The sequence below is a fragment of the Mesorhizobium captivum genome, assembly GCF_033977165.1.
GTDB lineage: Bacteria > Pseudomonadota > Alphaproteobacteria > Rhizobiales > Rhizobiaceae > Mesorhizobium > Mesorhizobium captivum.
Map to the genome: position 1 here is coordinate 13,243 of NZ_JAVIJB010000016.1, position 24,174 is coordinate 37,416.

24 protein-coding genes are annotated in these 24,174 nt (G+C 63.4%); 10 read left to right on the forward strand and 14 right to left on the reverse strand.

Annotated features, from left to right (window positions below; translation table 11 throughout):
- Positions 1 to 14 precede the first annotated feature (14 nt).
- Positions 15 to 896 (reverse strand): DMT family transporter, encoded by an 882-nt coding sequence (locus RFM40_RS15430; protein ID WP_320227335.1) that lies wholly within the window; start codon positions 894 to 896, stop codon positions 15 to 17.
- A gap of 192 nt (positions 897 to 1,088) precedes the next feature.
- Between RFM40_RS15430 and RFM40_RS15435 the strand changes: the two genes are divergently transcribed.
- On the forward strand, positions 1,089 to 1,595 hold the full coding sequence (locus tag RFM40_RS15435) for a hypothetical protein (protein WP_320227334.1): 507 nt from the start codon (positions 1,089 to 1,091) through the stop codon (positions 1,593 to 1,595).
- A 28-nt stretch (positions 1,596 to 1,623) separates the two neighbouring features.
- Here the strand turns inward: RFM40_RS15435 and RFM40_RS15440 are convergent, their stop codons facing one another.
- Positions 1,624 to 2,952, reverse strand: a complete 1,329-nt coding sequence (locus tag RFM40_RS15440) for a DNA polymerase IV (protein ID WP_320277764.1) — start codon at positions 2,950 to 2,952, stop codon at positions 1,624 to 1,626.
- 65 nt (positions 2,953 to 3,017) lie between these two features.
- Here RFM40_RS15440 and RFM40_RS15445 point away from each other — a divergent pair, with 65 nt between their 5' ends.
- Positions 3,018 to 3,593: a GNAT family N-acetyltransferase gene (locus RFM40_RS15445; protein ID WP_320227332.1), complete on the forward strand. Its 576-nt coding sequence runs from the start codon at positions 3,018 to 3,020 to the stop codon at positions 3,591 to 3,593.
- A 103-nt stretch (positions 3,594 to 3,696) separates the two neighbouring features.
- Positions 3,697 to 5,277, forward strand: coding sequence for a DUF2125 domain-containing protein (locus RFM40_RS15450; protein ID WP_320277765.1), 1,581 nt, complete (start codon positions 3,697 to 3,699; stop codon positions 5,275 to 5,277).
- Positions 5,278 to 5,286: 9 nt separating this feature from the next.
- On the opposite strand, the gene RFM40_RS15455 is transcribed toward RFM40_RS15450, so the two are convergent.
- Complete coding sequence (locus RFM40_RS15455) at positions 5,287 to 5,940, reverse strand: hypothetical protein (RefSeq protein WP_320277766.1); 654 nt, start codon at positions 5,938 to 5,940, stop codon at positions 5,287 to 5,289.
- Entirely contained in the window at positions 5,937 to 6,236 is a 300-nt protein-coding gene (locus tag RFM40_RS15460; RefSeq protein WP_320227329.1) for a DUF3572 domain-containing protein, read from the reverse strand. The genes RFM40_RS15455 and RFM40_RS15460 overlap by 4 nt, the downstream gene beginning before the upstream one ends.
- 252 nt (positions 6,237 to 6,488) lie before the next feature.
- On the opposite strand from RFM40_RS15460, the gene RFM40_RS15465 reads away from it, so the two are divergent.
- Both RFM40_RS15465 and RFM40_RS15470 read left to right on the forward strand, forming a co-directional pair.
- The gene (locus RFM40_RS15465; RefSeq protein ID WP_277816130.1) at positions 6,489 to 6,845 is read left to right on the forward strand and encodes a response regulator; all 357 of its coding nucleotides are present in this window, start codon (positions 6,489 to 6,491) and stop codon (positions 6,843 to 6,845) included.
- A 21-nt stretch (positions 6,846 to 6,866) separates the two neighbouring features.
- On the forward strand, positions 6,867 to 8,240 hold the full coding sequence (locus tag RFM40_RS15470) for a PleD family two-component system response regulator (RefSeq protein ID WP_320227328.1): 1,374 nt from the start codon (positions 6,867 to 6,869) through the stop codon (positions 8,238 to 8,240).
- Positions 8,241 to 8,766: 526 nt separating this feature from the next.
- On the opposite strand, the gene rpmG is transcribed toward RFM40_RS15470, so the two are convergent.
- From rpmG to RFM40_RS15515, 9 genes are all read right to left on the reverse strand, one after another.
- Positions 8,767 to 8,934 (reverse strand): 50S ribosomal protein L33, encoded by a 168-nt coding sequence (rpmG, locus tag RFM40_RS15475; protein ID WP_006201775.1) that lies wholly within the window; start codon positions 8,932 to 8,934, stop codon positions 8,767 to 8,769.
- A 156-nt stretch (positions 8,935 to 9,090) separates the two neighbouring features.
- Entirely contained in the window at positions 9,091 to 9,453 is a 363-nt protein-coding gene (locus RFM40_RS15480; protein ID WP_320277767.1) for a YybH family protein, read from the reverse strand.
- A gap of 36 nt (positions 9,454 to 9,489) precedes the next feature.
- Positions 9,490 to 9,951, reverse strand: a complete 462-nt coding sequence (locus tag RFM40_RS15485; protein WP_292338472.1) for a YqfO family protein — start codon at positions 9,949 to 9,951, stop codon at positions 9,490 to 9,492.
- A 99-nt stretch (positions 9,952 to 10,050) separates the two neighbouring features.
- On the reverse strand, positions 10,051 to 11,226 hold the full coding sequence (locus tag RFM40_RS15490; RefSeq protein ID WP_320227325.1) for an MFS transporter: 1,176 nt from the start codon (positions 11,224 to 11,226) through the stop codon (positions 10,051 to 10,053).
- A gap of 20 nt (positions 11,227 to 11,246) precedes the next feature.
- A complete protein-coding gene (locus RFM40_RS15495; RefSeq protein WP_320227324.1) occupies positions 11,247 to 11,987 on the reverse strand; it encodes an NUDIX hydrolase in 741 nt (246 codons plus the stop codon).
- 240 nt (positions 11,988 to 12,227) lie between these two features.
- Positions 12,228 to 12,674 (reverse strand): DUF983 domain-containing protein, encoded by a 447-nt coding sequence (locus RFM40_RS15500; protein WP_320277768.1) that lies wholly within the window; start codon positions 12,672 to 12,674, stop codon positions 12,228 to 12,230.
- Entirely contained in the window at positions 12,674 to 14,980 is a 2,307-nt protein-coding gene (gene rnr / locus RFM40_RS15505) for a ribonuclease R (RefSeq protein ID WP_320227322.1), read from the reverse strand. The genes RFM40_RS15500 and rnr overlap by 1 nt, the downstream gene beginning before the upstream one ends.
- Positions 14,981 to 14,986: 6 nt before the next feature.
- Positions 14,987 to 17,554, reverse strand: coding sequence for a type I DNA topoisomerase (topA, locus tag RFM40_RS15510; protein ID WP_320277769.1), 2,568 nt, complete (start codon positions 17,552 to 17,554; stop codon positions 14,987 to 14,989).
- Positions 17,555 to 17,791: 237 nt separating this feature from the next.
- Positions 17,792 to 18,169, reverse strand: a complete 378-nt coding sequence (locus RFM40_RS15515; protein ID WP_320227320.1) for a COG4315 family predicted lipoprotein — start codon at positions 18,167 to 18,169, stop codon at positions 17,792 to 17,794.
- A gap of 164 nt (positions 18,170 to 18,333) precedes the next feature.
- Here RFM40_RS15515 and RFM40_RS15520 point away from each other — a divergent pair, with 164 nt between their 5' ends.
- From RFM40_RS15520 to glmS, 4 genes are all read left to right on the forward strand, one after another.
- A complete protein-coding gene (locus RFM40_RS15520; RefSeq protein ID WP_320277770.1) occupies positions 18,334 to 19,080 on the forward strand; it encodes a cytochrome c biogenesis CcdA family protein in 747 nt (248 codons plus the stop codon).
- A 94-nt stretch (positions 19,081 to 19,174) separates the two neighbouring features.
- Positions 19,175 to 19,531 (forward strand): DUF6841 family protein, encoded by a 357-nt coding sequence (locus RFM40_RS15525; RefSeq protein WP_320227318.1) that lies wholly within the window; start codon positions 19,175 to 19,177, stop codon positions 19,529 to 19,531.
- 216 nt (positions 19,532 to 19,747) lie between these two features.
- The gene (gene glmU, locus RFM40_RS15530) at positions 19,748 to 21,115 is read left to right on the forward strand and encodes a bifunctional UDP-N-acetylglucosamine diphosphorylase/glucosamine-1-phosphate N-acetyltransferase GlmU (RefSeq protein WP_320277771.1); all 1,368 of its coding nucleotides are present in this window, start codon (positions 19,748 to 19,750) and stop codon (positions 21,113 to 21,115) included.
- Positions 21,116 to 21,346: 231 nt separating this feature from the next.
- The gene (gene glmS, locus RFM40_RS15535) at positions 21,347 to 23,170 is read left to right on the forward strand and encodes a glutamine--fructose-6-phosphate transaminase (isomerizing) (protein WP_320277772.1); all 1,824 of its coding nucleotides are present in this window, start codon (positions 21,347 to 21,349) and stop codon (positions 23,168 to 23,170) included.
- A 120-nt stretch (positions 23,171 to 23,290) separates the two neighbouring features.
- Here the strand turns inward: glmS and RFM40_RS15540 are convergent, their stop codons facing one another.
- Complete coding sequence (locus tag RFM40_RS15540) at positions 23,291 to 23,578, reverse strand: GIY-YIG nuclease family protein (protein ID WP_320227315.1); 288 nt, start codon at positions 23,576 to 23,578, stop codon at positions 23,291 to 23,293.
- Between the two features lie 276 nt (positions 23,579 to 23,854).
- Between RFM40_RS15540 and RFM40_RS15545 the strand changes: the two genes are divergently transcribed.
- Positions 23,855 to 24,154: a HigA family addiction module antitoxin gene (locus tag RFM40_RS15545; RefSeq protein WP_320227314.1), complete on the forward strand. Its 300-nt coding sequence runs from the start codon at positions 23,855 to 23,857 to the stop codon at positions 24,152 to 24,154.
- Positions 24,155 to 24,174: the final 20 nt, after the last annotated feature.

Below are 24,174 nucleotides of genomic sequence, written 5' to 3' on the forward strand. Positions count from 1 at the left end.
CGGCGCGCGTCTGCCTAGGAGGTGGCGACTTCGGCAGGCTGCGGGGCTTTACGCTGCAGGTTGAGCAGGTTGCCGGCCAGGATCAACGCCGCGCCGCCGGCGGTGAAGATATCGATCTGCTCGTTGTAAAGCAGCCAGCCGATCAGCGCCGACAGCGGCACGCGCAGGAAGTCCATCGGCGAAATGACGGTCGCATCGGCATGGCTGAGCGCGCGCGCCATGCAGTAATGCGAAGACATGCCGGTAAAGGCGACCAAGAATATCGACGGCCAGAGTTCGAACGCCGGGTTACGCCAGACGTAGAGCGCCGGGACGAGGCCGACCGCGGACTGGATGATCAGCATCCAGAAGATGATGCGCACGACGCTGTCGGTCCGCGTCAACGACTTGACCATGACCACCGAGACGCCGAAGCACATCGCGGCCCCCAGCACGACGAGATGACCGGGATCGATGGAGCCGGCGCCAGGGCGCACGATGATCACCACCCCGATCAACCCCAGCACGATCGCCGTCAGCCTTGGCCGCGACAGCCTTTCGCCGAGAAAGCTCACCGCCAGGATCGCGGTCCAGATCGGGGTCGTGAACTCGATCGAGATCAGCACCGCCAGCGGAATCAACGTCAGCGCATAGAGCCAGGCGGCCTGGCCGGCATAGTGGACGACGTTGCGGGCGACGTGGGCGAGCGGGCGCTCTGTGCGCATCGCCTTGAAGCCGCCCCCCGTCATCACCAGCGGCAGCAGGATGAAAAAGCCGATCACCGAGCGCAGCTCCAGCACCTGGAAGACATTGAGCGCGGCCGTCGCGGTGCGGCCGGCGACCGACATCGCCAGAAAGGAGGCGATCGACAACGCCATCCAGAGCGCGGCCTTGGTGATCGAGGGAGCGGGTGTCATGCGCGCTATTTCGCAAGTCGGACCTTCGACCGCAATCGCTAGTCGCTGCATTCGAGTGGGCCAGCCCCGGCGGCGTTAAAAAGCGGCGTTAAAAAACAGTCACGTTGAAGGCGGAACCTGCAGCCGTCGCAGGCGTTCGAATCGTTGTGTTCGTAGGCTTTGGCACGTCCGATGCCGAGGGGGAGATTGCCAATGAAATCGATGATGCTGTTTGTGCTCGCCGGCTGCCTGACGGCGACAGTGGCTGACGCCCGCGCCGACGATGCCGATTTCCTGCGCTCGTTCCAGGGCAGCTTCGCCGGCAATGGCACCCTCAAGGTGAGCGCCAACGCGCCGACGGTGAACATCTCCTGCACCTTCAAGTCTGGCGCGACCTCGACATCGCTGTCGCTGGACGGCAGATGCCGGGGCCTCATCCTGATGACGCGGGAGATCAGCGCCGATCTCAAAGCCAAAGGCGTGGGCTACACCGGCGTCTATATCGGCTCGCGCACGGGGCCGGCGCGGTTGAACGGGCGCCGTTCGGGAAACGCGCTCAATCTCGGCATTCACTGGGCAAAGGAGGTCAACGGCGATCGCAAGGCGCAATTGACTGTCGAAAAGACAGGCGGCGACAGCATGCGGCTGACGGTGACCGACACCGATCCAAAAACCGGCAAGACCATGGTGACGAGCCGGATCGACTTGCAGCGCAGCTGATCATACCTGCATGAATGCCGGGCCAGTCTCAATCCTCGAGCGGCTCGGGTGGATTGGCGGCACGGCCCTTGCCAAACGTGTAGCCGGTCTCGACGGCCTTCCTGCCGAACTTGTCGCGCAGCTCGTCGACGGCGGTTTCGGCCAGCGCGCGTTTGCGGGACTGGACGTCGACCAGGTCGGGCGGATCGGCCTTTTGATCATCGGAGAGATCGCTGACGCCGATGCCGAGCAGGCGGAACTTCGTGCCGTCGGCCTCGCGGCGCAGCAGGTCGAGCCCGGTCTGGAAGATGCGGTCGGCCAGCCGTGTCGGATCGCCAAGCTGGCGGTTGCGGGTGCGAAGCTTGAAATCCTGCGTCTTCAGCTTCAGCACCACGGTGCGCCCGGCAATGCCGGATTTCTTCAGCCGCGCCGAGACTTTTTCCGACAGGCCGCGCAACACCGGCACCAGTTCGGCCAATGAGGCGATATCGGTGTCGAAGGTGGTTTCGGCCGAGACACTCTTGGCATCGCCATCGGGGTCGACGCGGCGGTCGTCCTCGCCGCGCGAAAGTCGGTAGAGCCGGTCGCCCATGACGCCATAGCGGCGCATCAGCTCGCCGCGTTCCATGCGCTGCAGCTGGGAGATGGTGCGAATGCCGTCGCGTTCCAGCGTAGCAGCCAACGCCTTGCCGACGCCCCAGATCAGCGTCACCGGCTGCCCGGCGAGGAAGCTCGGCGCCTCCGCTTCGCCAATGACCGAGAAGCCGCGCGGCTTGCGGAAGTCCGACGCGATCTTGGCCAGAAATTTGCAATAGGAAAGGCCGGCCGAAACGGTGATGCCGAGTTCTTTTTCCACCGTCTGCGCGAAGCGCGCCAGCACAAGTGCCGGCGGCATGCGGTGCAGTCGCTCGGTGCCGGCGAGGTCGAGAAACGCCTCGTCGATCGAAAGCGGCTCGACCAGCGGCGTCAGCTCTTGCATCAGCGCGCGCACCTCGCGGCCGACCTGGACGTATTTTTCCATATTGGGCGGGATGACCACGGCCTCGGGGCAGGCCTCGAGCGCCTTGAACATCGGCATCGCCGAGCGGACGCCCTGGATGCGTGCGATGTAGCAGGCGGTGGATACGACGCCGCGCCTGCCGCCGCCGACGATCACCGGCTTGTCCTTCAGCGCCGGATTGTCGCGCTTTTCGATCGCCGCGTAGAAGGCATCGCAGTCGATATGGGCGATGTGCAGCCGGTAGAGTTCGGGATGGCGGACAAGACGCGGACTGCCGCAGCGCTCGCAGCGCCGTGTCTCGCTGCGCTGCAGCGCCAGGCAGTCGCGGCAGAAACCGTGTTCGGGATTATTGACAGGAGCCGCCATTGCTGCGAACATAAAGAGAACAAACGCAATGGTACGACAGCGCAAGGCCGGCAACAAGGCTGGCCTGGGGAGAACGCATGAGCACGACCATAGCGCCGCTTACGCCAGAGCGTTGGACCGATTTCGAGGATCTCTTCGGCAAGCAAGGCGCCTGTTACGGCTGCTGGTGCACGCATTTCCGGCTGACGCCGGCGGAGCGCCGCGCCAGCGACCGCGAGCGCAACAAGGACCACATCAAGGCGCGCATCGAAGCCGGTCCGCCGCCGGGGCTTCTGGCTTTCGATGAGGGCAAGGCCGTCGGCTGGATGCAGGTCGGTCCGCGCGCCGACGTGCCCGAGTGGAACAATCAGGGCAGGGGCTCGGCGCCGGTCGATCCGGCCGATGCCGGCGACCCGAATGTCTGGGCGATCTCCTGCTTCTTCATCCGCGTCAAGGCGCGGGGCAGGGGCATCACCCATCGCCTCGTCGACGGAGGCATCGCCTTTGCCCGCGACAACGGCGCCAGGTTGCTGGAAGCCTGCCCGATCGATCTGTCGCGCGATTCGCGCTCGATCGGACTGTTCGTCGGCTCATCGCGGGTGTTCGAGAAGGCCGGGTTCGAGAGGCTTGTGGAGCGCAAGCCCGGCAGGCCGCTGATGCGGCTGGTGCTTTAGTGACTTGAGGTTTTGGCTTACAGTCATCGTGTTGCAGCGGTAACGCTTCCTTCCTACCGGAAGCACGAAACGATTTGCCTTCCGAGACCGACGGAGAACCGACGTGAAGCGTATTTTGCCACTTGTTGCAGCTCTTGCGTTCACCGCGCCTGCCGTCGCCCAGGCGGTCGACAGCCAGGGCGCGAAGCAGCTCTCCGATAGTCTGGCGCGCTATTTCGGCAAGCAGGCGTTCGACAAGGGCGTGCTCAAGGTCTCGGTTGAAGGCGACGCCTACAAAATCGCGCTCGACATCAAGGCGCTGGTCGATGCCCTGCCGGACCAGAAGCCGCTGAAATTCGATCTCGCCCCCTACGCCTTGATGGTGACGCCGCGCAGCGACGGTTCCTGGGACGTCGCCTCGGATTTCTCCCAGAGCATGTCTTTCGAGTTCAACGGGCCGGAAGGTCCGCAAAGCATGGAACTCTCGATCAAGGGCGGCAAGGGCACCGCCGTCTACGATCCGAACCTCGCCGCCTTCACCAGCGGCACCAGCTCGATGGCGGGCATGACGATGACATCGCGGGAAGCCAAGCAGCAGGTGGACGTCACCGCCGGCGCCGGCACCGCGACCGTTGCCGCGACCAAATCGGCTAATGGCGGCGTCGACTTCACGGCAACGCAGAAAGTCTCGAGTTTCGTCGAGACGATCAAGATCGACGACCCCGACAGCGGAACGAATTTTCCGATCACGCTGAGAACGCCGGAACTGTCGGTGGACGCAAACGGCAAGGGCGTGCGGATAAAGCCGCTGCTCGATCTCCTTGCCTTCGCCGTGGCCAATGAGGACGAAGCCAAGCTCAAGGCCAACCAGGCCGAGCTCAAAGCGCTTCTTGAGGCCGCGCTGCCCGTCTGGGAAAGGATCGACGGCAACTACGGCTTCAAGAATTTCGAGGCGGAGAGCCCAGTCGGCAAGTTCGGCGCCACGCAACTGAATGTGACCGGGGGCATGGACGGCATCTCTCAGAACGGCAAGATCGACTACGCGATCAAGGCGTCCGGCCTGACGATCCCGCAACAGATGTTGCCCGCCTGGGCCGTTGCGTTGCTGCCGACGGATATCGACCTCCATTTCGGCGGCGCCAATATCGATCTCGATACAATGGCGAGGAAGACGATCGAAGCCTTTGATCTCAATAAGAATCCGCCGCTTCCGGATGAATTCGGCAAGGCTTTGGTCGACGATTTCAAGGCCAAGAAGCCAAAGGTCGTATTCGGGCACTCGACGGTGAAGAATGGCGATATCGAAGTCGCCATGGAAGGCGAGGTGTTTTTCCCGGATAGCAAGAAACCCGATGGGAGCGTGACCGTCGATGTGGCCGGCTACGACAAGATCGTCGATGCCTTGAAGGAAGCTGCCAAGAGCGATGAGCAGATGGCGCAGGCCTTCCCGTTTGCGCTTGCCGTCAAGGGTTTTGGCAAGACACTGCCGGATGGTCGCCTGGAGTGGGTCATCGACACGACAGCCGACGGCTCGGTCAAAGTTAACGGCGCCATGCTGAAAGGCCCGGATGCCGCCCAGGACGACAGCGCGGGTCAGGATGACAACTCAGGCGATGACGGCGCGAACGGAACGGATGATTCCACCGGAGGCGACGATTCGGACGCCGGTGACAATGGCGGGGCTGGAGCGAAGCTGCAGCCCTGAGCGCCTGAATTAGAGCCCCAATGCGGCCGCGATCTTAGGGGCCGCCTCCCGCCAATTCTCGACCGAGATGATGTCGTCCGGCGTCGGCGGCAGGAAGGCGCGCAGCGAATTGTCGGCCATCAGGTGGAAGAGGTGCGCGTCGGCGACCGAGTTGCGCGCCGACAGCAGGTTGGAGGGCTGATCGTCGACAAAGGCGACGGGCCTGCCCCTGGCGCCGCGCAGCTTGGCGATGGCCGGTCCTTTCGCCATTTCCGTGGTCAGCAGCGGGTGGTTGAGGCCGAGCTCGTCGAGATGCGTCCGGCGCACGGCGCGATGTCTGTGCGGCATGGCGGTCAAGAGCACGATCTCGGCACGCTGGCCGAGCGTCGCCAGCGCCTCCGCGGCGCCGTCGGTGATGCGTTGCCAGTCGGACTGCGCGTCGAAGAAATCACCGAGAATGGCCGTGACCTCGGCCTGCTCGATCAGCCGGCCGGATGCCGTCTCGGCGATGTTTCCGGTCAGGCGGAAGGAGGCAAGCGTCAGCTGGAAACCGCGCGTTTTCAGAAAATGCGGGAAGGGCCGGACGAATTCGAGCACGACATCGTCCACGTCCAGCACCAGCAGCGGCCGGTCGTCGGCGGCCAACTCCTCGATCTGGCGCGCGGTTTCGGGATCGTCGCTCATGTCGAGCGCTCGTGATCGTCATTGCCGAGCGGCAGCGCCCGCAACGCCTTGCCGACAGCGGCCGGCGGCGTGCCGGTCTCCTCGGCGAAGCGCAAAAGCGTCGGCTCGTGGGCGAGGATGAACTGCAGCACGCCGGCGAGGAAGCCAGGCTCTTCAGCCGCCCTTCTGATCGAATGCGCCTCGATGCCGGTGATTGCCAGGAAGCGGGGCAGAAGCTCCGGATCGGCGGCGACGAAGCCTAGCGCCCTGACGGCAACGGTTTCCGCTTCCTCGCGCATTGACGCTGCGTTCGCCATCATTACCTTTGCTGGTGTGGATGTGAGTCTTTCCTCCGCAGTAATGGCAAGCGTCGCTTGCGGCAAGTCTCAGCCGCTTCAGCCCCTGCACCCGCAGATGGAATCCCGGCGCTTTTCCAACGTCCGGTTTCCGTTTCGTCAATGATATTGGCGTAGAGTGAAAAAGGGTTGGGTGCGATCCGGAAGGGACGCATGACGACGGTCTTCGGCTTCGAAGGCGGTCGGGACGGGAAATTAATGGCTAAGAAGGTCATGATCGTCGAGGACAATGAGCTCAACATGAAGCTCTTTCGGGACCTCATCGAAGCCAGCGGTTACGAGACGGTCCGCACGCGAAATGGCCTGGAAGCGCTGGACCTGGCGCGCCAGCACCGGCCGGACCTGATCCTGATGGACATCCAGCTGCCCGAGGTTTCGGGCCTGGAAGTGACCAAATGGCTGAAGGAAGACGACGAATTGCATTCGATTCCGGTGATCGCGGTCACCGCCTTCGCGATGAAGGGCGACGAGGAGCGCATCCGCCAGGGCGGCTGCGAGGCCTATATTTCCAAGCCGATCTCGGTGCCGCGCTTCATCGAGACGATCAAATCCTATCTGGGCGATGCCTGATGCCGAGCCGGAGCCTTTGAGATGACCGCGCGGATCCTCGTCGTCGATGACATCCCCGCCAATGTGCGGCTGCTGGAGGTTCGGCTGCTGGCCGAATATTTCGAGGTGCTGACGGCCGGCAACGGCCCGGACGCCATCGAGACTTGTGAAAACGGCAAGGTCGATGTGGTGCTGCTCGACGTGATGATGCCGGGCATGGACGGGTTCGAAGTCTGCAAGCGGCTGAAGAGCGACCCGGCGACCTCGCATATTCCGGTCGTCATGATCACCGCGCTCGACCAGGTATCTGACCGAGTGCGCGGTCTCGAGGCCGGCGCCGACGATTTCCTCACCAAGCCGGTCAACGATCTGCAGCTGATGACGCGGGTAAAGAGCCTGGTCCGGCTGAAGTCGCTGACCGACGAGCTGCGCCTGCGCGCCTCGACCACGCGCAACATCGGCATCGAGGAATTGCTCAGCCGCAACTTCGCGACGGAAGACACCAAGCCCAAAGTGCTTCTGGTCGACGAGCGCAAGTCGTCGATCGAGCGCATCCGGAAGATGTTGCGCGGTAGCGCCGAGCTCGATGTCGCGACCGATCCGAATGCCGGCTTCTTCCAGGCCGCCGAAACGTCCTATGAGTGTGTGCTGATCTCGACGGCCTTCGCCGACTTCGATGCGCTGAGGCTCTGCTCGCAACTGCGCTCGCTCGACCGCACCCGCTTCCTGCCGATCATCCTTTTGGCCGATGAAGGCGAGGAGGGCCGGATCATCCGCGGCCTCGAGCTCGGCATCAACGACTATCTGACGCGGCCGATCGACCAGCACGAGCTAACGGCGCGCCTGCGCACGCAGGTGCGGCGTAAGCGCTACAACGACCAGCTGCGCGCCAGCGTCACCCAGACGATCGAGATGGCGGTGACCGACGGACTGACCGGTCTGCACAACCGCCGCTACCTCGACAGTCACCTGCAGACGCTGTTCGACCGCGCCGTGGCGCGGCGGCGGCCGCTGTCGGTGATGATCACCGATCTCGACCGCTTCAAATCCATCAACGACGCCCATGGCCATGACGGTGGGGACGACGTGCTGCGCGAATTCGCCAGGCGGCTGCGCAAGAACGTGCGCGGCATCGATCTCGCCTGCCGGTTCGGCGGCGAGGAGTTCGTCGTGGTCATGCCGGACACCGAGGGGCTGATTGCCGAGAAGGTGGCCGAACGCATCCGCGCCGAGATCGCACAGGTGCCATTTGCAATCGGAACCGAAGGGAAGACGATTGAAGTGACGGTCAGCGTGGGCGTGTCATCGGTGCTGAAAGGAGCCGATACCGTCGCGGCGCTGATGAAGCGTGCCGACCTTGCGCTCTACGAGGCCAAGAGCGGCGGCCGCAACCGGGTTGTCGCCAAGGCCGCCTAAAGCGCGTCGCTCTATCCTGTCAGCATGCCTTTGTCCCGAAACCGGTTCCCATTTGGGGAGACATGCTTTGAAGCGCGTTGCGCTGAAACGGATTCAGGCGACGCGTCTTAGGCCTTTTGATTTATGCATGCCGTTTTCTCAAAACCGCCACATACTTTTGAGCGATATGCATTGTAGAGACAGCTAATATCCGGTCATCCGGCAAGGTTAGGAATTTACCTTAACCCAAGCGATTCGCGAGCCGTGGTTAAGAAATGGTTGATTTTCATACGTTCTTGCGCAAATCTGCTTCGCATAGACCGAAGACGAAGCCGGCACGAGGGTAGACTGCCCGGCTCGATCCGAAAAATACCCCATGATGCTCAGGTCCGCCGCATCTCCTGGGTCCGTGGGGTCGGCCGGCCGGCGCTGGCACATAGTGGCCTCCTCGTACCGCTGCCAACCGCCGACCGGCCCCCTTTTTCAAGATATGAAAACAAAAAACGCCGCCCCATGGGCGGCGTTTCGGCATTTCAGGATAACCAGATTACTTGATCTTGGTTTCCTTGAATTCGACGTGCTTCTTGGCGACCGGGTCGTACTTGCGGAACGACAGCTTGTCCGTCTTGGTGCGGCTGTTCTTGCTGGTCACGTAGAAGAAACCGGTGTCGGCGGTCGACAGAAGCTTGATCTTGATGTTTGCGGCTTTGGCCATGATGTTCGTCCGTTAATGTTCGTGGAGTTTTGGCCGCTGGAACACGGGGAAAACACCCGGACGCGGGAAACTTGGCGCGACACATAAAGAACGCGCCCGGAAAGTCAAGCCCAAGGGGCCCGGGCGGTGCTTTCGTCTCGAGTGACGAGCCTTGGCTCATGGGAGAATCGACGGCTGATCGATCGCCCACAGCCATGTCCCGTCACCTTGCCGGTGGGCAATTTCCACAGTCACCGTGCCATTGCGAAGGCGCGTGGACGTGAGCGCCAGATCTCCGTTGACGATAGCCGGGCGCTGATCGCCAAGCTCAAACCTTTGCCCGGCTGCCACCAACTCAGCGTAGAACGCGCGGATGGCATCCCTGCCGCAGGCCAGCTGTCCGCCGCCGATATCGAGGATGGCATAGGGCTCGTAGAGGGTTGCCATTCCTTCAGCGTCTCCCGCCTGCTCGCGAGAAACCAACAACCGCGCCAGGTCCTGAGGATCGCGCGCCGGCTCGCGGTATGCCTCGTCTTTCATAGGCAACTTCCTCCGGCGGCGAATTCGGCTCCGACGTCACTCGGCGGCGATCGTTTCCGGGCGCGGCGCCGTCTTCCAGTCGCCGGTCGTGTTCCACCAGCGGTTCGGATTGGCGCGGTCGTCGAGGCCCTTGGAACGGCTGGTCAGCAGCGGCTGAATGCGGATGACCGGCTCCTGATAGGAGTGAGCCTGGAATATGGCCTCGACGACGCGCGCGGCAAGCGCCTGGTCGTCGGGCAGTTCGAAGGATACCTCGACCGTGCCCGGCCGCCGGCGCAATTCGATCTCGGCGCCTGCGGCGGCGCCTTCCAGCGGCCGGTAGCGCTCTATGCCTTGCGCCGACTGATAGGCATTGCCGTCATATTCGCCCATGCGCAGCGGCGCGATCGCCACCACGGCCTCCATGATGCGCTCGACATCGGCAGCCGGCGCCTGGAAGGTGACGAGCAGAAGCAGTTCCATCCTGAGGGATTTGGTTTCAAAGCCGCTGTCGATCATCCGATCTCTCCTCGCTATACCTGCGTTGGAGCAAGGTATAGCAGGGGCCCTGCTGACACGGTGATGTCAGCATCGCCCTATGCCCGGCGATATTTCTCGCTAGAGAATCTTTCGCACCAACCGGACCAAGACCAGGAGCATATAAGCGGCAAAGAACAACGCGAGCGACCAGCCGAAGCCCGAGGGGCCGAAGGCGTCCATGCCGATGCCGATCGCCTGTGGGCCGATCACCATGCCGACGCCATAGCAGAGCACGAAGGCGGCGTTGGCGGAGGCGAGCTCATGGCCGGAAAGCTGCGAGCCGAGATGGGCAAGCCCGATCGTGTACATGGCGGCGACCACGCCGCCCCAGACGAACAGCAGCGCTGCCATCAGGTGCCAATTCTGCGCAAAGAAGGGCATGAAGACGGTGCCGATGAGCCCGACCGTGGCGCAAGCCAGAAGCAGGTAGCGGCGGTCGGAGACGCGGTCGCTGATCACGCCGATCGGGATCTGCAGCAGCACGTTGCCGAGGCCGATCATGGTGAGCAGCAGCGCGGCGTCGGCCTCCGAATAGCCGATGCGGTTGCCATAGACCGGGAACAACGAGAAGCCGCCCGTCTCGACGGCGCCGAACACCAGCACGGCAAAGGTCGCGGTCGGGACCATCCAGATGTAGCGCAGGAAATGGCTGGTTTCGCTATCGGCGACGATCGCCGGGCTCTCGTTGCGGGCCGCAAGCACCGGAATGGCCGCGAGCGTCACCAGCGCTATGGTGACGCCGAACGGCAGGAAGCCGCTCGAGCCGAGATGGGCAAATAGCCAGGGGCCGGCAGCGAAACCCAGCGACAGCACCGTGGCGTAGATGCCGAGTACCAGGCCGCGACGATGCGGCGGCGCCGAGGTGCTGATCCAGAATTCCGACAGGATGAACAGCACCGTCAGCGAGATGTGCAACGCGACGCGCAGCGGGAACCACATCCAGAAGGCGGGCGCGAAATGGAAACCGACGAAGGCAAGCGCGCCGGCGGCAATCATCAAAAGCATTGTCCAGGCGACGCCAAGCCGCATGGCGAGCGGCGTGGCGAGCGGCGCGCCGGCGATCGAGGCGAGGCCGGCGACCGCCGTGTTGAGGCCGATCATCGAGGCCGAGTGGCCGCGCGTTTCGAGGATGACGCTGAGCAGCGGCATGCCGAGGCCGATAGCGATGCCGACCACGCTGATCGAGGAGATCGCCGCGATCATCGGCAGCCAGTGTACGCGTTCGTCGCCCTTTTGCTGGGTATCGACCGTCATGGGATATCGATGCTCTGTTTCTAAAGGACTTCGCGGACGAAGCGGTTTCGGATCAGCCGGAAGAACGGCACGGCGCCGCCCGGACGCAGCAAGGGATCGTGGGCGAGCCGCTTTTCCAGTTCTTCCAGGATCATGCGGGTAATGTCGGGAATGTCGACCTTGCGCGCCTCGGCGAGCGGCAGCCAGACGAGCTCTTCCAACTCGTCGGTCGGACCGCCATCCGGCAATTCCACGGCGACGTCCTCGCGCCAGGCGCTGAAGAAGCGGGTGTCGAAGCGACGCACGCGGTTGGGCGGAGTGATGGCGCGGGCGATGAAGCGCAAGGCGTCCAGCGACGGTATCACGCCGTGTTCGACGAAACCCTGCCAGTCGCGCTTGGCGGTCGCGAACGGGCCCTTGCGGCCGATCAGCAGGCCGGCTTCCTCGTAGGTCTCGCGGATTGCCGACAAGGCGATGGCGCGCGCCCGCGCGGTGCTCGCGCGGCCGGGGCCGCTGGCAAGCCTGGTTTCTTCCTCGCGGTGCAGCGGTGCAGCCACCGGAATGCGGCTGTCTGCGGGGTCGGTACGGCCGCCGGGGAAGACGAATTTTCCGGGCATGAAAGCGTGGCCGGCATGGCGCCGGCCCATCAGCACCAGAACGTCGCTGCAGCTCCGGTCCAGCAGGATCAAGGTTGCGGCATCGCGCGGACGAAGCGGCCGGCCGCCGTGCACGGCCAAGCCTTTATCGAGTTTATCGACATCCGCCTTGGTCATTCCTTCCATGGGCTCGACCTAGCGGAAACTTCTCGAATGCGAAAGTGGCTTGCGGGTTCGTGTCTTTGCACCAACCCCGGACGAAACGTCGCTGCTGGAGCAATTCCAGGAAAAGTGCGCAGCGTTTTTCCGTCCGGAATTGAGACAGGCAAGATCGCAATTCCAGTAAAAGTGCGCAGCGGTTTTCCGTCCGGAATTGCGTAAAAACAGATGTTTGGAGCGGACGGCGTTGGCTGAGCCGCTCCAGGCCTAGGAATGCGGTTCAAACTCGTCCTTCTCGCCACCGAAGCCGTGCATATAGAGCGCCCATTGCAGGCCGATGACGGCGCCCTTGACCGGCTGCAGCAGCGCGACGGCCAGGATAAAGGTCAGCGGCACCCAGATCAGCGCGTGCTGCCACAGCGTCAGCGTCGAGGTCGCCTCCACAGTCATGAAGGCGCCAACCACGATGTGGCCGACGATGACGATCACCAGATAGGCGGGCAGGTCGTCGGCGCGATGGTGATGAAGCTCCTCGCCGCAGACGCCGCATTTGTCGACGGGCTTGGTGAAGGCGTGGAACAGCTTGCCTTTACCGCAATGCGGGCAGCGGCCGAGCATGCCGCGCTTGATCGCCGTCCACAGCGGACGCGCGGCGCGGCCGGAGTGATGCTCGCCGCCGAAAACCTGTTGTTCCATACCAAATCCTTTTGGCATCATCTTCTCCTGCCGCGAGGCCCGGAACGCGACTGCGATGCGCGGGCGCGGCCCTTGGCCTTGTGGAACGACCGTCGCGAGCCTGGCAACGGCTTAGGGTCGCTCAGCATCTCGAAACGCATCGCGCCGGCCATCGGCGCGACCTCGAGCAGCCGCACCTCGACGCGGTCGGCAAGCTGATAGCCCTTGCCGGTGCGTTCCCCGAACAGCGATCGAGCGGTTTCGTCGTAGATATAGTAGTCGCCGTCCAAACTTGACACCGGGATGAAACCATCCGCGCCATATTGCGGCAATTGGACAAAGAGTCCCGCCTTGGTGACGCCGGAGATACGCGCGTCGAAGGTGTCGTTGATGCGCTCGGCGAGGTAAGCCGCGATCAGCCGGTCGACCGTGTCGCGTTCGGCGGCCATTGCGCGGCGTTCCGTGGCCGAGATGAGTGCTGCGACTTCCTCCAGCCGGTCGGCCTCCTGCTGGGTCAGGCCGCCGGGACCGAGGCCGAGCGCGGCGATCAGTCCGCGATGCACGATGAGATCCGCATAGCGCCGGATAGGCGAGGTGAAATGCGCGTAGCGCCTGAGATTAAGGCCGAAATGGCCGATATTCTTCGGCGAATATTCGGCCTGGCTCTGCGAGCGCAGCACCACCTCGTTGACCAGCGCCTCGTTGTCGGCGCCGCGCACGCGCTCCAGAATGCCGTTGAACTGCCCTGGCCGCATCTGCGCGCCGCGCGCCAGCGACAGGCCAAGCGTTTGCAGGAACTCGCGCAGCGATTCCTGCTTGGCCAGAGAAGGCGCGTCATGAATGCGAAAGACGAGAGGCTCCTTCTTGCCTTCCAGCGTCTCGGCGGCCGCGACGTTGGCCTGGATCATGAACTCCTCGATGAGCTTGTGGGCGTCGAGGCGCTCCGGCACGACAACACGGTGGACGGTGCCGTCGGGCTTGAGCAGGATCTTGCGTTCCGGCAGGTCAAGCTCCAGCGGCTGGCGGGCATTGCGGCCGCGCTTCAGCACTGCATAGGCATCCCACAGGGGCTTCAGAACGCTATCGAGGATCGGTCCTGTCTTGTCGTCCGGCACGCCGTCGATCGCCGCCTGCGCCTGCGGGTAGGCGAGCTTCGCCGCCGACTTCATCATGACACGGTGGAAGGAGTGCCTGAGCTTGCGGCCTTCCGCGGAAAAGGTCATGCGCACGGCGATGGCCGGACGGTCCTCGCCTTCGCGCAGCGAGCAGAGATCGTTGGAGATGCGCTCGGGCAGCATCGGCACGACCCGGTCCGGGAAATAGACCGAATTGCCGCGTTTCAGCGCCTCGCGGTCGAGCGGCGTGCCATAGCGGATATAGGCGGCGACATCGGCGATCGCCACGGTGGCTATGACGCCGCCGGGGTTTTTTTCGTCCGTGTCGGGCGTGGCGAAGACCGCGTCGTCATGGTCCTTGGCGTCGGCCGGGTCGATGGTGACCAGCGGCAAATCGCGCCAATCCTCGCGGCCGGCAAGCGTCGCCGGCTTCGCCGCCTCGGCCTCGGCGATCACATCGGCCGGAAAGACGTGCGGAATGTCGTGGGCGTGGATGGCGATCATCGAGACCGCCTTCTCGCTGGTCAGCGAGCCAAGAACCGCCAACACCTTGGCGCGGGGCAGGCCATAGCGCGACGCGCGGGCCGGCTCGACCTCAACCAGATCGCCGTTCTTGGCGCCGTTCTGGAATTCCTTGTCGACGATGAGTTCCGGCTGGCGCCGTTCCACCGGCTCGATGCGGAAAGAACCATCCTTCAGCACGCGGAAGATGCCAAGCACCGCCTCGCTGCGCTTCTCGAAGATCTTCATTACCCGCCCGGTGTAGGCAGGGCCGGCGGGATCGTCGGTCGGGAAGGTCTTGGCGAGCACGCGGTCGCCGATGCCGGGGACGGGGCCACTGGCGCCGCGCGAAATGCGGATGGCGATGACGGGCGGCGAGCCGGGTCCGGTGTATTCGCTCGGATTGGCCAGCAGCACGCCATCGGCGTCGCGACCGACAATGTCGAGCACGGCGACATGCGGCAAGGCGCCCGCGCGGGTGAGGCGCTTGCGCTCCTTGGTCAGCAGGCCTTCGTCCTGAAGGTCGCGCAGCAGATCCTTGAGCCAGATGCGGTCCTCGCCGCGCAGCGCGAAGGCCTTGGCAATCTCGCGCTTTCCGGAGCGATCGGGATTTTCGGCGATGTAGCGCAGGATTTCGTCCCGCGAGGGCCGGTAGTCGTCCTTGACCTTGGCCCGGGTGTCGGCGCTGCGCGGATCGCCGTGGCTTCTTCCGGAGATCCTGCGCGCCACGTCCTGCTATCCTTTCTTCGCCGCCCGGCGGAACGGCTTCTTGCCGCCTCCGCCCTTGGCTTCCTTCTCGGCGATCAAAGCGAGCGCCTCTTCCATCGTCACCGACTGCGGGTCCTTGCCCTTGGGCAGCGTCGCATTGACCTTGCCGTAGTTGACATAGGGGCCGTACTTGCCGTCGCGCACGACGATCTTGCCGCCGCCGTCGGGGTGGTCGCCAAGCTCCTTCAGCGCCGCGGGCGTGGCGCCGTTGCGGCCGCCCTTGCCCTTTTGCTGCTTCTCGGCGATCACCGAGACGGCGCGGTTCAAGCCGATCGAGAACACGTCCTCGATGCTTTCGAGATTCGCATAGGTGCCGTCGTGCAGCACGAAGGGCCCGTAGCGTCCGAGGCCGGCCGAGATCATCTTGCCGGTTTCCGGATGCTTGCCGACGTCGCGCGGCAGCGACAGCAGCGCGATCGCCTTCTCATGGTCGATCGACTCGGCCGTCCAGCCCTTGGGCAGGCTGGAACGCTTGGCGTCCTTGCCTTCGCCGCGCTGGATATAGGGGCCGAAGCGGCCGCTGCGCAGCGTGATCTCCTCGGCCGTGTACGGATCCTTGCCGAGCAGCCTGACGCCGTCCTCGCCATTGCCGTTCTCGCCATTGGGATTGGCGGCGTCGCCAAGCTGGCGAGTGTAGGAGCATTCCGGATAGTTCGAGCAGCCGACGAAGGCGCCGAACTTGCCGAGCTTCAGCGACAGGTTGCCGGTGCCGCATTTCGGGCAGATGCGCGGGTTCGAGCCGTCTTCCCGCGCCGGGAACACCAGCGGGGCCAGCTCGTCGTTCAGCGCATCGAGCACGTCGGCGACGCGCAGTTCGTTGATGTCGTCGACGGCGCCGGAAAAATCCTTCCAGAAGTCGCGCAGCACGTCTTTCCAGGCGAGCTTGCCGTCGGAGATCTCGTCGAGCTTTTCCTCGAGCGAAGCCGTGAAGTCATATTCGACATAGCGCTCGAAGAAGCTTTCGAGGAAGGCCGAGAGCAGCCGTCCCTTGGCCTGCGGCACCAGCTTGCGCCGGTCGATGGCGACGTAGTCGCGGTCCTCCAGTGTCTTCAGGATCGCCGTATAGGTCGAGGGCCGGCCGATGCCGAGTTCCTCCAGCTTCTTGATCAGCGTCGCCTCGGAGTAGCGCGGCGGCGGCTCGGTCGTGTGCTGGGTGGCATTGATCGCCTCGCGGGCAAGCTGCTCACTGGCTCGGATCTCGGGCAGGCGGCGGCTTTCCTCGTCCTCCGCATCCTCGTCCTTCTGGTCGGTATAGGCGGCGATGAAGCCGTCGAAGCGCACGACCGAGCCGACCGCGCGGAGTTCGGCGGTGCGGGCGCCGTTGACGGCTTCGATCTCGACCGTGGTGCGCTCGATCTCGGCCGGCTGCATCTGGCTGGCGATGGCGCGCTTCCAGATCAGCTCATAGAGCCGCGCCTGGTCGGCATCGAGATATTGCCGGACCGATGCCGGGGTGCGATTGAAGTCGGTCGGGCGGATCGCCTCATGCGCTTCCTGGGCGTTTTTGGCCTTCACCGAGTAATAGCGCGGCTTCTCCGGCAGGTATTTTGCGCCGAATTCGCCGGCGATAGTATCGCGCGCGGCCTCGATCGCCTCCGGCGCCATCTGCACGCCGTCGGTTCGCATGTAGGTGATGAGGCCGGCGGTCTCGCCGCCGACATCCATGCCTTCATAAAGTTTCTGCGCGACCTGCATGGTGCGGTTGGCCGAGAAGCCGAGCCGCGAGGAGGCGGCCTGCTGCAGCGTCGAGGTAGTGAAGGGCGGTCCGGGATTGCGCTTGGTTGGCTTGGCTTCGACCGACAGCGCCTTGAAGGCCGCGCCTTCCAGCATCGCCTTGATGTCGTCGGCCTGCGCCTTGTTGGCGATGTCGAGTTTTTGCAGCTTCTTGCCGGCATAGGCGGTCAGCCTTGCCTCGAAGCTGTCGTTGCGCGGCGTGTTGAGGATGGCGGCGATCTGCCAGTATTCCTCGCGGATGAAGCGCTCGATCTCGGATTCGCGGTCGCTGACGAGGCGCAGCGCCACCGACTGGACGCGGCCGGCGGAACGGGCGCCGGGCAGCTTGCGCCACAGCACCGGCGACAGCGTGAAGCCGACGAGATAGTCAAGCGCGCGGCGGGCGAGATAGGCATCGACTAGCGGCGCATCGATCTGGCGCGGATTGGCCATGGCTTCCAGCACGGAAGCCTTGGTGATGGCGTTGAAGACGACGCGGCTGACCGGTTTGTCCTTCAGCGCACGCTTCTGCCTCAATACTTCCAGCACATGCCAGGAGATCGCTTCGCCCTCGCGATCCGGGTCGGTGGCGAGGATCAGCCCGTCGGCATCCTTGACCGCCTTGGCGATGTCGGCGAGGCGCTTGCCGGAGGCGGTGTCGACCGACCAGGACATGGCAAAGTCCTCGTCGGGGCGCACCGAGCCGTCCTTGGCCGGCAGATCGCGGACATGGCCGAACGAGGCCAGGACCTTATAGTTCTTGCCCAGATATTTGTTGATTGTCTTCGCCTTGGCCGGCGATTCGACGACGACGACGTCCATGAGGTCTCTTATCAGCTGTGAGGCGGCGGAAGAACTCCGCGGCGCACGACGAAATCCCACTCTTTTCGTCGCTCACATGGCCGTGCTTTTGCAATCGGTCAAGGGGAAGGGCCCAATTTGCGGTCCCGGCGCAAGCGATACACTCTAAGAGTGTATGGCGAAGATCACATTTTTGGGGAGGAGATGGGATGGCTGACTGCCGGCCAAAGATCCGGCAGCCAGCCCGCCCAAAAGAAATCAATCGGCCGCGACGACGTGCCAGGCGCCGGCGACGCCTTCGCCGGTCATGTCGCCAGCCTTCTTGTCCTTGACGAAGGTATAGACCGGCTTGCCGTCATAGGCCCACATCTTGGTGCCGTCGGTGCGATCGACGATCGTCCATTCATCATCCGCCTTGGCGCCGGCCTCGGCTTTCAACGGCGGCCAGTTGGCGGCGCATTTGTCGTAGCAGTTGGACTTGCCCTTCTCGTCCTTGTCATAGGTGTAAAGCGTCATGCCCATGACATCGGTATAGATCTTCTTGCCGCCGACTTCGGCCTCCTTCCACGCCTCGGCGGCTTGGGATGCGGCCGTGCCAAGCAACAGAGCCGCGAATCCAAGCGCAATCGATTTCATGATGAACCTCCCTGAGAACAAGCGCGGCAATCGCGCGCCCGTTCATTCAACGCACAGGGGCGGTCGTTTCTTCCTCGGCCGGGCGACCACGTGCCACACAATGGTGATTGGCACGAGGGCTCCGGCATCGCTATATCGGCGCCAGCACAATCGGGCTTCATGAAATGGCATTGGACATCGGCTATGTCAGCGCGGTCGGGGCAGGGGCGATCTCATTCCTGTCGCCTTGCGTGCTGCCGCTGGTGCCGCCCTATCTCTGCTACATGGCGGGCGTGTCCGTCGATGATTTCCGCGGCAATCAAGGCATGACGGCAAGGGACGGCACGCGTGGCGCGCTGCTTTATGCCTCTTTGGCCTTCGTGCTCGGCTTCTCGACCGTCTTCGTCGCGCTCGGCGCAGGCGCCTCGACCATCGGCAGGCTGCTGCGCGTCTGGCAGGAACCGCTGGCGATGGTGGCGGGCGCGCTGATCATCGTCATGGGCCTGAACTTTCTCGGCATCCTGCGCATCCCGCTTTTGTCGCGCGAGGCGCGCTTCCAGTCACAGGGCAAGCCCGCCAGCATGGTCGCCGCCTATATCATGGGACTGGCCTTCGCTTTCGGCTGGACGCCTTGCATCGGCCCGGTGCTCGGGCCGATCCTGACGTTGGCCGGCGGCCGCGAGACGGTGGGCGAGGGCGCGCTGCTGCTCGCCGCCTATTCGCTCGGCCTCGGGATCCCCTTCCTGGTCGCGGCGCTGTTTTCCGGCGCCTTCATGCGCTTCCTCGGCAAATTCCGCGTCCATCTCGGCCGCGTCGAGAAGGCGATCGGCGCGCTGCTGGTCGTCGCCGGCGTGTTCTTCCTGACGGGCGGGATGCAGAGCGCGTCTTACTGGCTGCTGGAGAATTTTCCGGTACTGGGACGGCTGGGGTAACGCCTCTGTCGTCAATCCGGAACGACGCCGGAAAGCCTGCGTTACCGGCTTGTGCGCAAGTGCAATGACTGAAGGCAAATGCAGCTAGGTGAAAATGGCAGCCAAAGCGGACGTGCAAAAGTTCTTCAAGGCCTATGAGAAGGTCTACAATGACGCCATCGCCGGCAATTTCGACATAGACGATTTTGGAGAGATGTATTCGTCCGGCTTTGTCTCGGTGACGCCCGCAGGGGTCATGGTCGGCGAGAACGGCCAGCAGTTGAAAGACATTATGAAGAAGGGTTTTGAGGCCTATCGCGCGATGGGCAGCAAGAAGATGATCTGCAGGGAGGTATCGGTAACGCCGATCGACCACGACCATTGCGTGGCCAAGGTGCAATGGTCGGGCGAGTATGAGCGCAAGGACAAAAGTCCCGTGACCATCGATTTCGAGGTCGACTACCTCGTGTGACGGCCGCCTCAGCGTGTTTGGTTGGATCTCAGGCGATGAACAGGCGGAGTTCAAGAAACACGGCCTGTTGTAGCGGCGCTTGCCGAATTTCTCCTGGTAGACCTCCTGATTAAAAGTCGGTTGCCGAGCCCATCTCACCGGAATTTAACCGCATTGGTGCAGCATCACGCCGCTGTTAGCATGCATTGATTGAGCTCTTTCATACGGTTGCCCTTCATGAGCCAGAGATCCTGCCTGTCCATCATCCTCGCCGCCGGCGAAGGCACGCGCATGAAAAGCGCGATGCCCAAGGTGCTGCACGCCATCGCCGGCTTGCCGATGGTGGCGCATGTGGTGAAAGCAGCGGAAGCGGCTGGAGCAACGGCCTTGGCGCTGGTGATCGGCCATGGCGCCGAGGAGATGCGCAAGGCGGCACAGAAATTCGCGCCGAGAGCCGAGACTTTCGTGCAGGAGAGGCGACTCGGCACGGCGCATGCCGTGCTTGCCGCTCGCGAAGCGATATCAAAGGATTATGACGACATTCTCGTCATGTTCGGCGACACGCCGCTGATCGACGCTGGAGTATTGGCCGCCGCGCGGCAGAAGCTTGCGGAAGGAGCTGCCGTCGCGGTGATCGGCTTCCGTCCGCCCAATCCGACCGGCTACGGCCGGCTGGTCGAAAAGGGGGGTCGGCTGGCCGCCATCCGCGAAGAAAAAGACTGCTCCGAGGCGGAGAAGAAGATCGGCTTCTGCAATGCCGGGATGATGGCGGTGGCCGGCAAGCACGCGCTTCGATTGCTCGACAAGGTCGGCAACAGCAATGCCAAGGGCGAGTTCTATCTCACCGACATCGTCGAGATCGCGGGTGCGGAAGGCCTCGATGTCGTTGCCACGGAGGCCAGCTTCGAGAGCGCGCTCGGCATCAACAACCGGGCCGAGCTCGCCGAGGCGGAAGGCATTTGGCAGGGGCGCCGGCGGCGCGAGGCGATGCTTTCCGGCGTGACGCTGATTGCGCCGGAGACAGTCTATTTCTCGCACGACACCGAAATCGGCGCCGATACGATCGTCGAGCCGAATGTCTGGTTCGGTCCTGGCGTCAAGATCGCCTCGGGCGCCAGGATTCACGCCTTCAGCCATATCGAAGGGGCGACGATCGCTTCGAATTGCGACGTCGGACCGTTCGCGCGGCTGCGGCCGGGCGCCGATCTCAAGCAGAAGGCGAAGGTGGGCAATTTCTGTGAGATCAAGCAGGCGACGATCGAGGAAGGCGCCAAGGTCAATCACCTGACCTATATCGGCGACGCGCGTGTCGGCGCAGGGGCCAATATCGGCGCCGGCACCATCACGTGCAATTATGACGGCTATTCGAAATTCTTCACCGACATCGGCGAGGGCGCCTTTGTCGGTTCGAACTCCTCGCTGGTGGCGCCGCTCACGATCGGCAAGGGTGGCTACATCGCCTCCGGCAGCGTGATCACCGAAAGCGTGCCCGACGATGCGCTCGCCTTCGGCCGCGCCCGGCAGAAGACGCTGCCTGGCAAAGGCAGGGAATTGCGCGAACGCTTCGCTTCGGCGGCTGCGGCGAAGAAAAGAGTAGCGGAGTGATCGTCAAAGGACGTTTTCCCTGCCGGCGCCACCGCCGCCAACAATGAACAATCGGGGACCTGCGCTGCGAAAAACCAAGCAATTGCGGTAACCGGATTGCAAGCGCGCCCTGTCATGGTGCATCGGTGCAAAACCGTTCCAGCTGACACGGAACGAAACGCAAAGTGACTTTCGCGGCAATCCGGCAATCCCTAGATAGCGCTGGGTTTCTGCAGGGAATCGGGGGTAGGCATGTGCGGTATCGTTGGAATTGTCGGCCATTCGCAGGTCGCGCCGCTCATCGTCGATGCGCTGAAGCGGCTGGAATATCGCGGTTATGACTCGGCCGGCGTCGCCACCATCGAGAAGGGCGCGCTCGGCCGCCGCCGCGCCGAAGGCAAACTGATCAACCTGGAACGCCGGCTGAAGGAAGAGCCGCTCGACGGCACGATCGGCATCGGCCATACCCGCTGGGCGACGCATGGCGTGCCGAACGAGACCAACGCGCATCCGCATTTTTCCGAGGGCGTTGCCATCGTCCACAACGGCATCATCGAGAATTTTGCCGAGCTGCGCGACGAGCTTGTCCGTGACGGCTATACCTTCTCCTCGCAGACCGACACCGAGGTCGTCGCCCATCTGGTGGCGCGGGAGCTCGCCAAGGGGCTGAAGCCGGTCCAGGCGGCGCATCGGGCGCTGAAGCGGCTCTCCGGCGCCTTTGCGCTGGCCATCATGTTCAAGGGCGACGAGGATCTGATCGTCGGCGCCCGCAACGGTCCGCCTTTGGCCGTCGGCCATGGCGACGGCGAAATGTTCCTCGGCTCCGACGCCATCGCGCTGGCGCCCTTCACCAACGCGGTTACCTATCTGGAAGACGGCGACTGGGCGGAAGTGCGCCGCAACAGCGTCACCATCTACGACATCGACGGCAACAAGGTCGACCGCAAGCGGCAGCAGTCGCTGTCGACCAGCTTCATGATCGACAAGGGCAACCGCCGCCATTTCATGGAAAAGGAAATCCATGAGCAGCCGGAGGTGATCTCGCACACGCTGGCGCATTATGTGGATTTCGTCTCCGGCGTGTCGAAGCCGCTCGACCTGCCTTTCGACTTCGCCAAGATCGGACGGCTGGCGCTCTCGGCCTGCGGCACCGCCTATCTCGCCGGGCTGATCAGCAAATACTGGTTCGAGCGCTATGCGCGGCTGCCGATCGACATCGATGTCGCCTCCGAATTCCGCTACCGCGAGATGCCGCTGTCGGCGAACGACGCAGCCTTCTTCATCTCGCAGTCGGGCGAAACCGCCGATACGCTGGCCTCGCTACGCTACTGCCGCCAGGCCGGCATGAAGATCGGCGCCGTCGTCAATGTGCGCGAATCGACCATGGCGCGCGAATCCGATGTCGTGCTGCCGACGCTGGCCGGGCCGGAGATCGGCGTCGCCTCGACCAAGGCTTTTACTTGCCAGCTGTCGGTTCTCGCTGCTCTTGCCGTGCGCGCCGGCGTGGCGCGCGGCACGATCTCGCGCGATGAGGAGAGGCAGCTGGTGCGCGAGCTCTCCGAGGCGCCGCGCTTCGCCACCCAAGTGCTGAAGCTCGACGAGCAGATCGAACGCATCTCGCGCGAGCTCTCGCGCTACAAGGACGTGCTCTATCTCGGCCGCGACACCAATTTTCCTTTAGCCATGGAAGGGGCGCTGAAGCTCAAGGAAATCTCCTACATCCACGCCGAAGGCTATGCCGGCGGCGAGCTGAAGCATGGGCCGATCGCGCTGATCGACGAGAACATGCCGGTGATCGTGATCGCGCCGCATGACCGCATCTTCGAAAAGACGGTGTCCAACATGCAGGAAGTGGCGGCGCGCGGCGGCAAGATCATCCTTATCACCGACGCCAAGGGCGCCGCGCAGGCGAACGTCAAGACGATGGAGACGATCATCCTGCCCGACGTGCCGGAGATCATATCGCCGATCATCTACGCGCTGCCGATCCAGATGCTCGCCTATTTCACCGCCGTGTTCATGGGCACCGACGTCGACCAGCCGCGCAATCTGGCGAAATCGGTGACGGTGGAGTAGGCTCTCGGCGCTGTGGCCCTTCTTTCGTCATCCACGGGCGGAGCAGGAGCGAAGCTCCTGCGCAGACCCGAGGATCCATTCCGTGACGTTTGAGCGATCAAAGCATCACAGAATTATGCGCTACCACCCGGTGCCGCGGAAAAGCTCGAACCATTCGGGATTGGCTTTCTCGATCAGTTCGATTTTCCATTGGCGCGGCCAGCGTTTCAGCGACTTCTCGCGCTGGATGGCATCACGGACGTCGAAATATTCTTCGTACCAGACCAGGCGTTGCACGCCGTAGCGCCCGGTAAAGCGCGAGCCTTCGCCGGATCTGTGCTCCGGCATCCGACGGGCGAGATCGTTTGTGACACCAGTGTATATGGTGCCGCGCTTCTTGCTTGCTGTCATATAGACATAGCCCGTCATGCATGGAGCATAACGGGTGCATGATCAGGGGACTATTCTGACGGGTAGCATTCTTCGGCCGGCGTCACGGAATGGATCCTCGGGTCTACGCCGCGTCGCTTCGCTCCTTGCTTCGCCCGTGGATGACGAAGGGAGGAATGTCTCGGCTAGTCGCGAACGGAAGCAGCTTCCGTCTGGAACGTGGAGAGCCGCGATCTTGCAATTGGCTTTGTATCATAGCATGATACATGTCGTGGGGAAGGGGCACTCGCCCTAACCCTTTGAGGATACTGAGCTATGGTCAAGTTCGCACGCCCTATCCACCCCGGGGAATTCCTACGCGAAGAGTATCTTGTTCCTCTTGGCATGAGCGCCGGCGCATTGGCGCGAAAGCTCAATCTTCCGCGTACTCGTATCGAGCGTATCGTCAAGGAAGAGGTTGGCCTCACTCCCGATACTGCCCTTCGCCTTGCCAGGTTCTTCAACACTACCCCGGAGTTCTGGATGAACTTCCAGAAGGCCTACGAACTCGAGACCGAGGCGAGAAAGATCGCGGCGGAACTTGAGAAGATCGTGCCGATGGATGCGGCGGCTTAGCGGGCATCTTTAAAAACTTC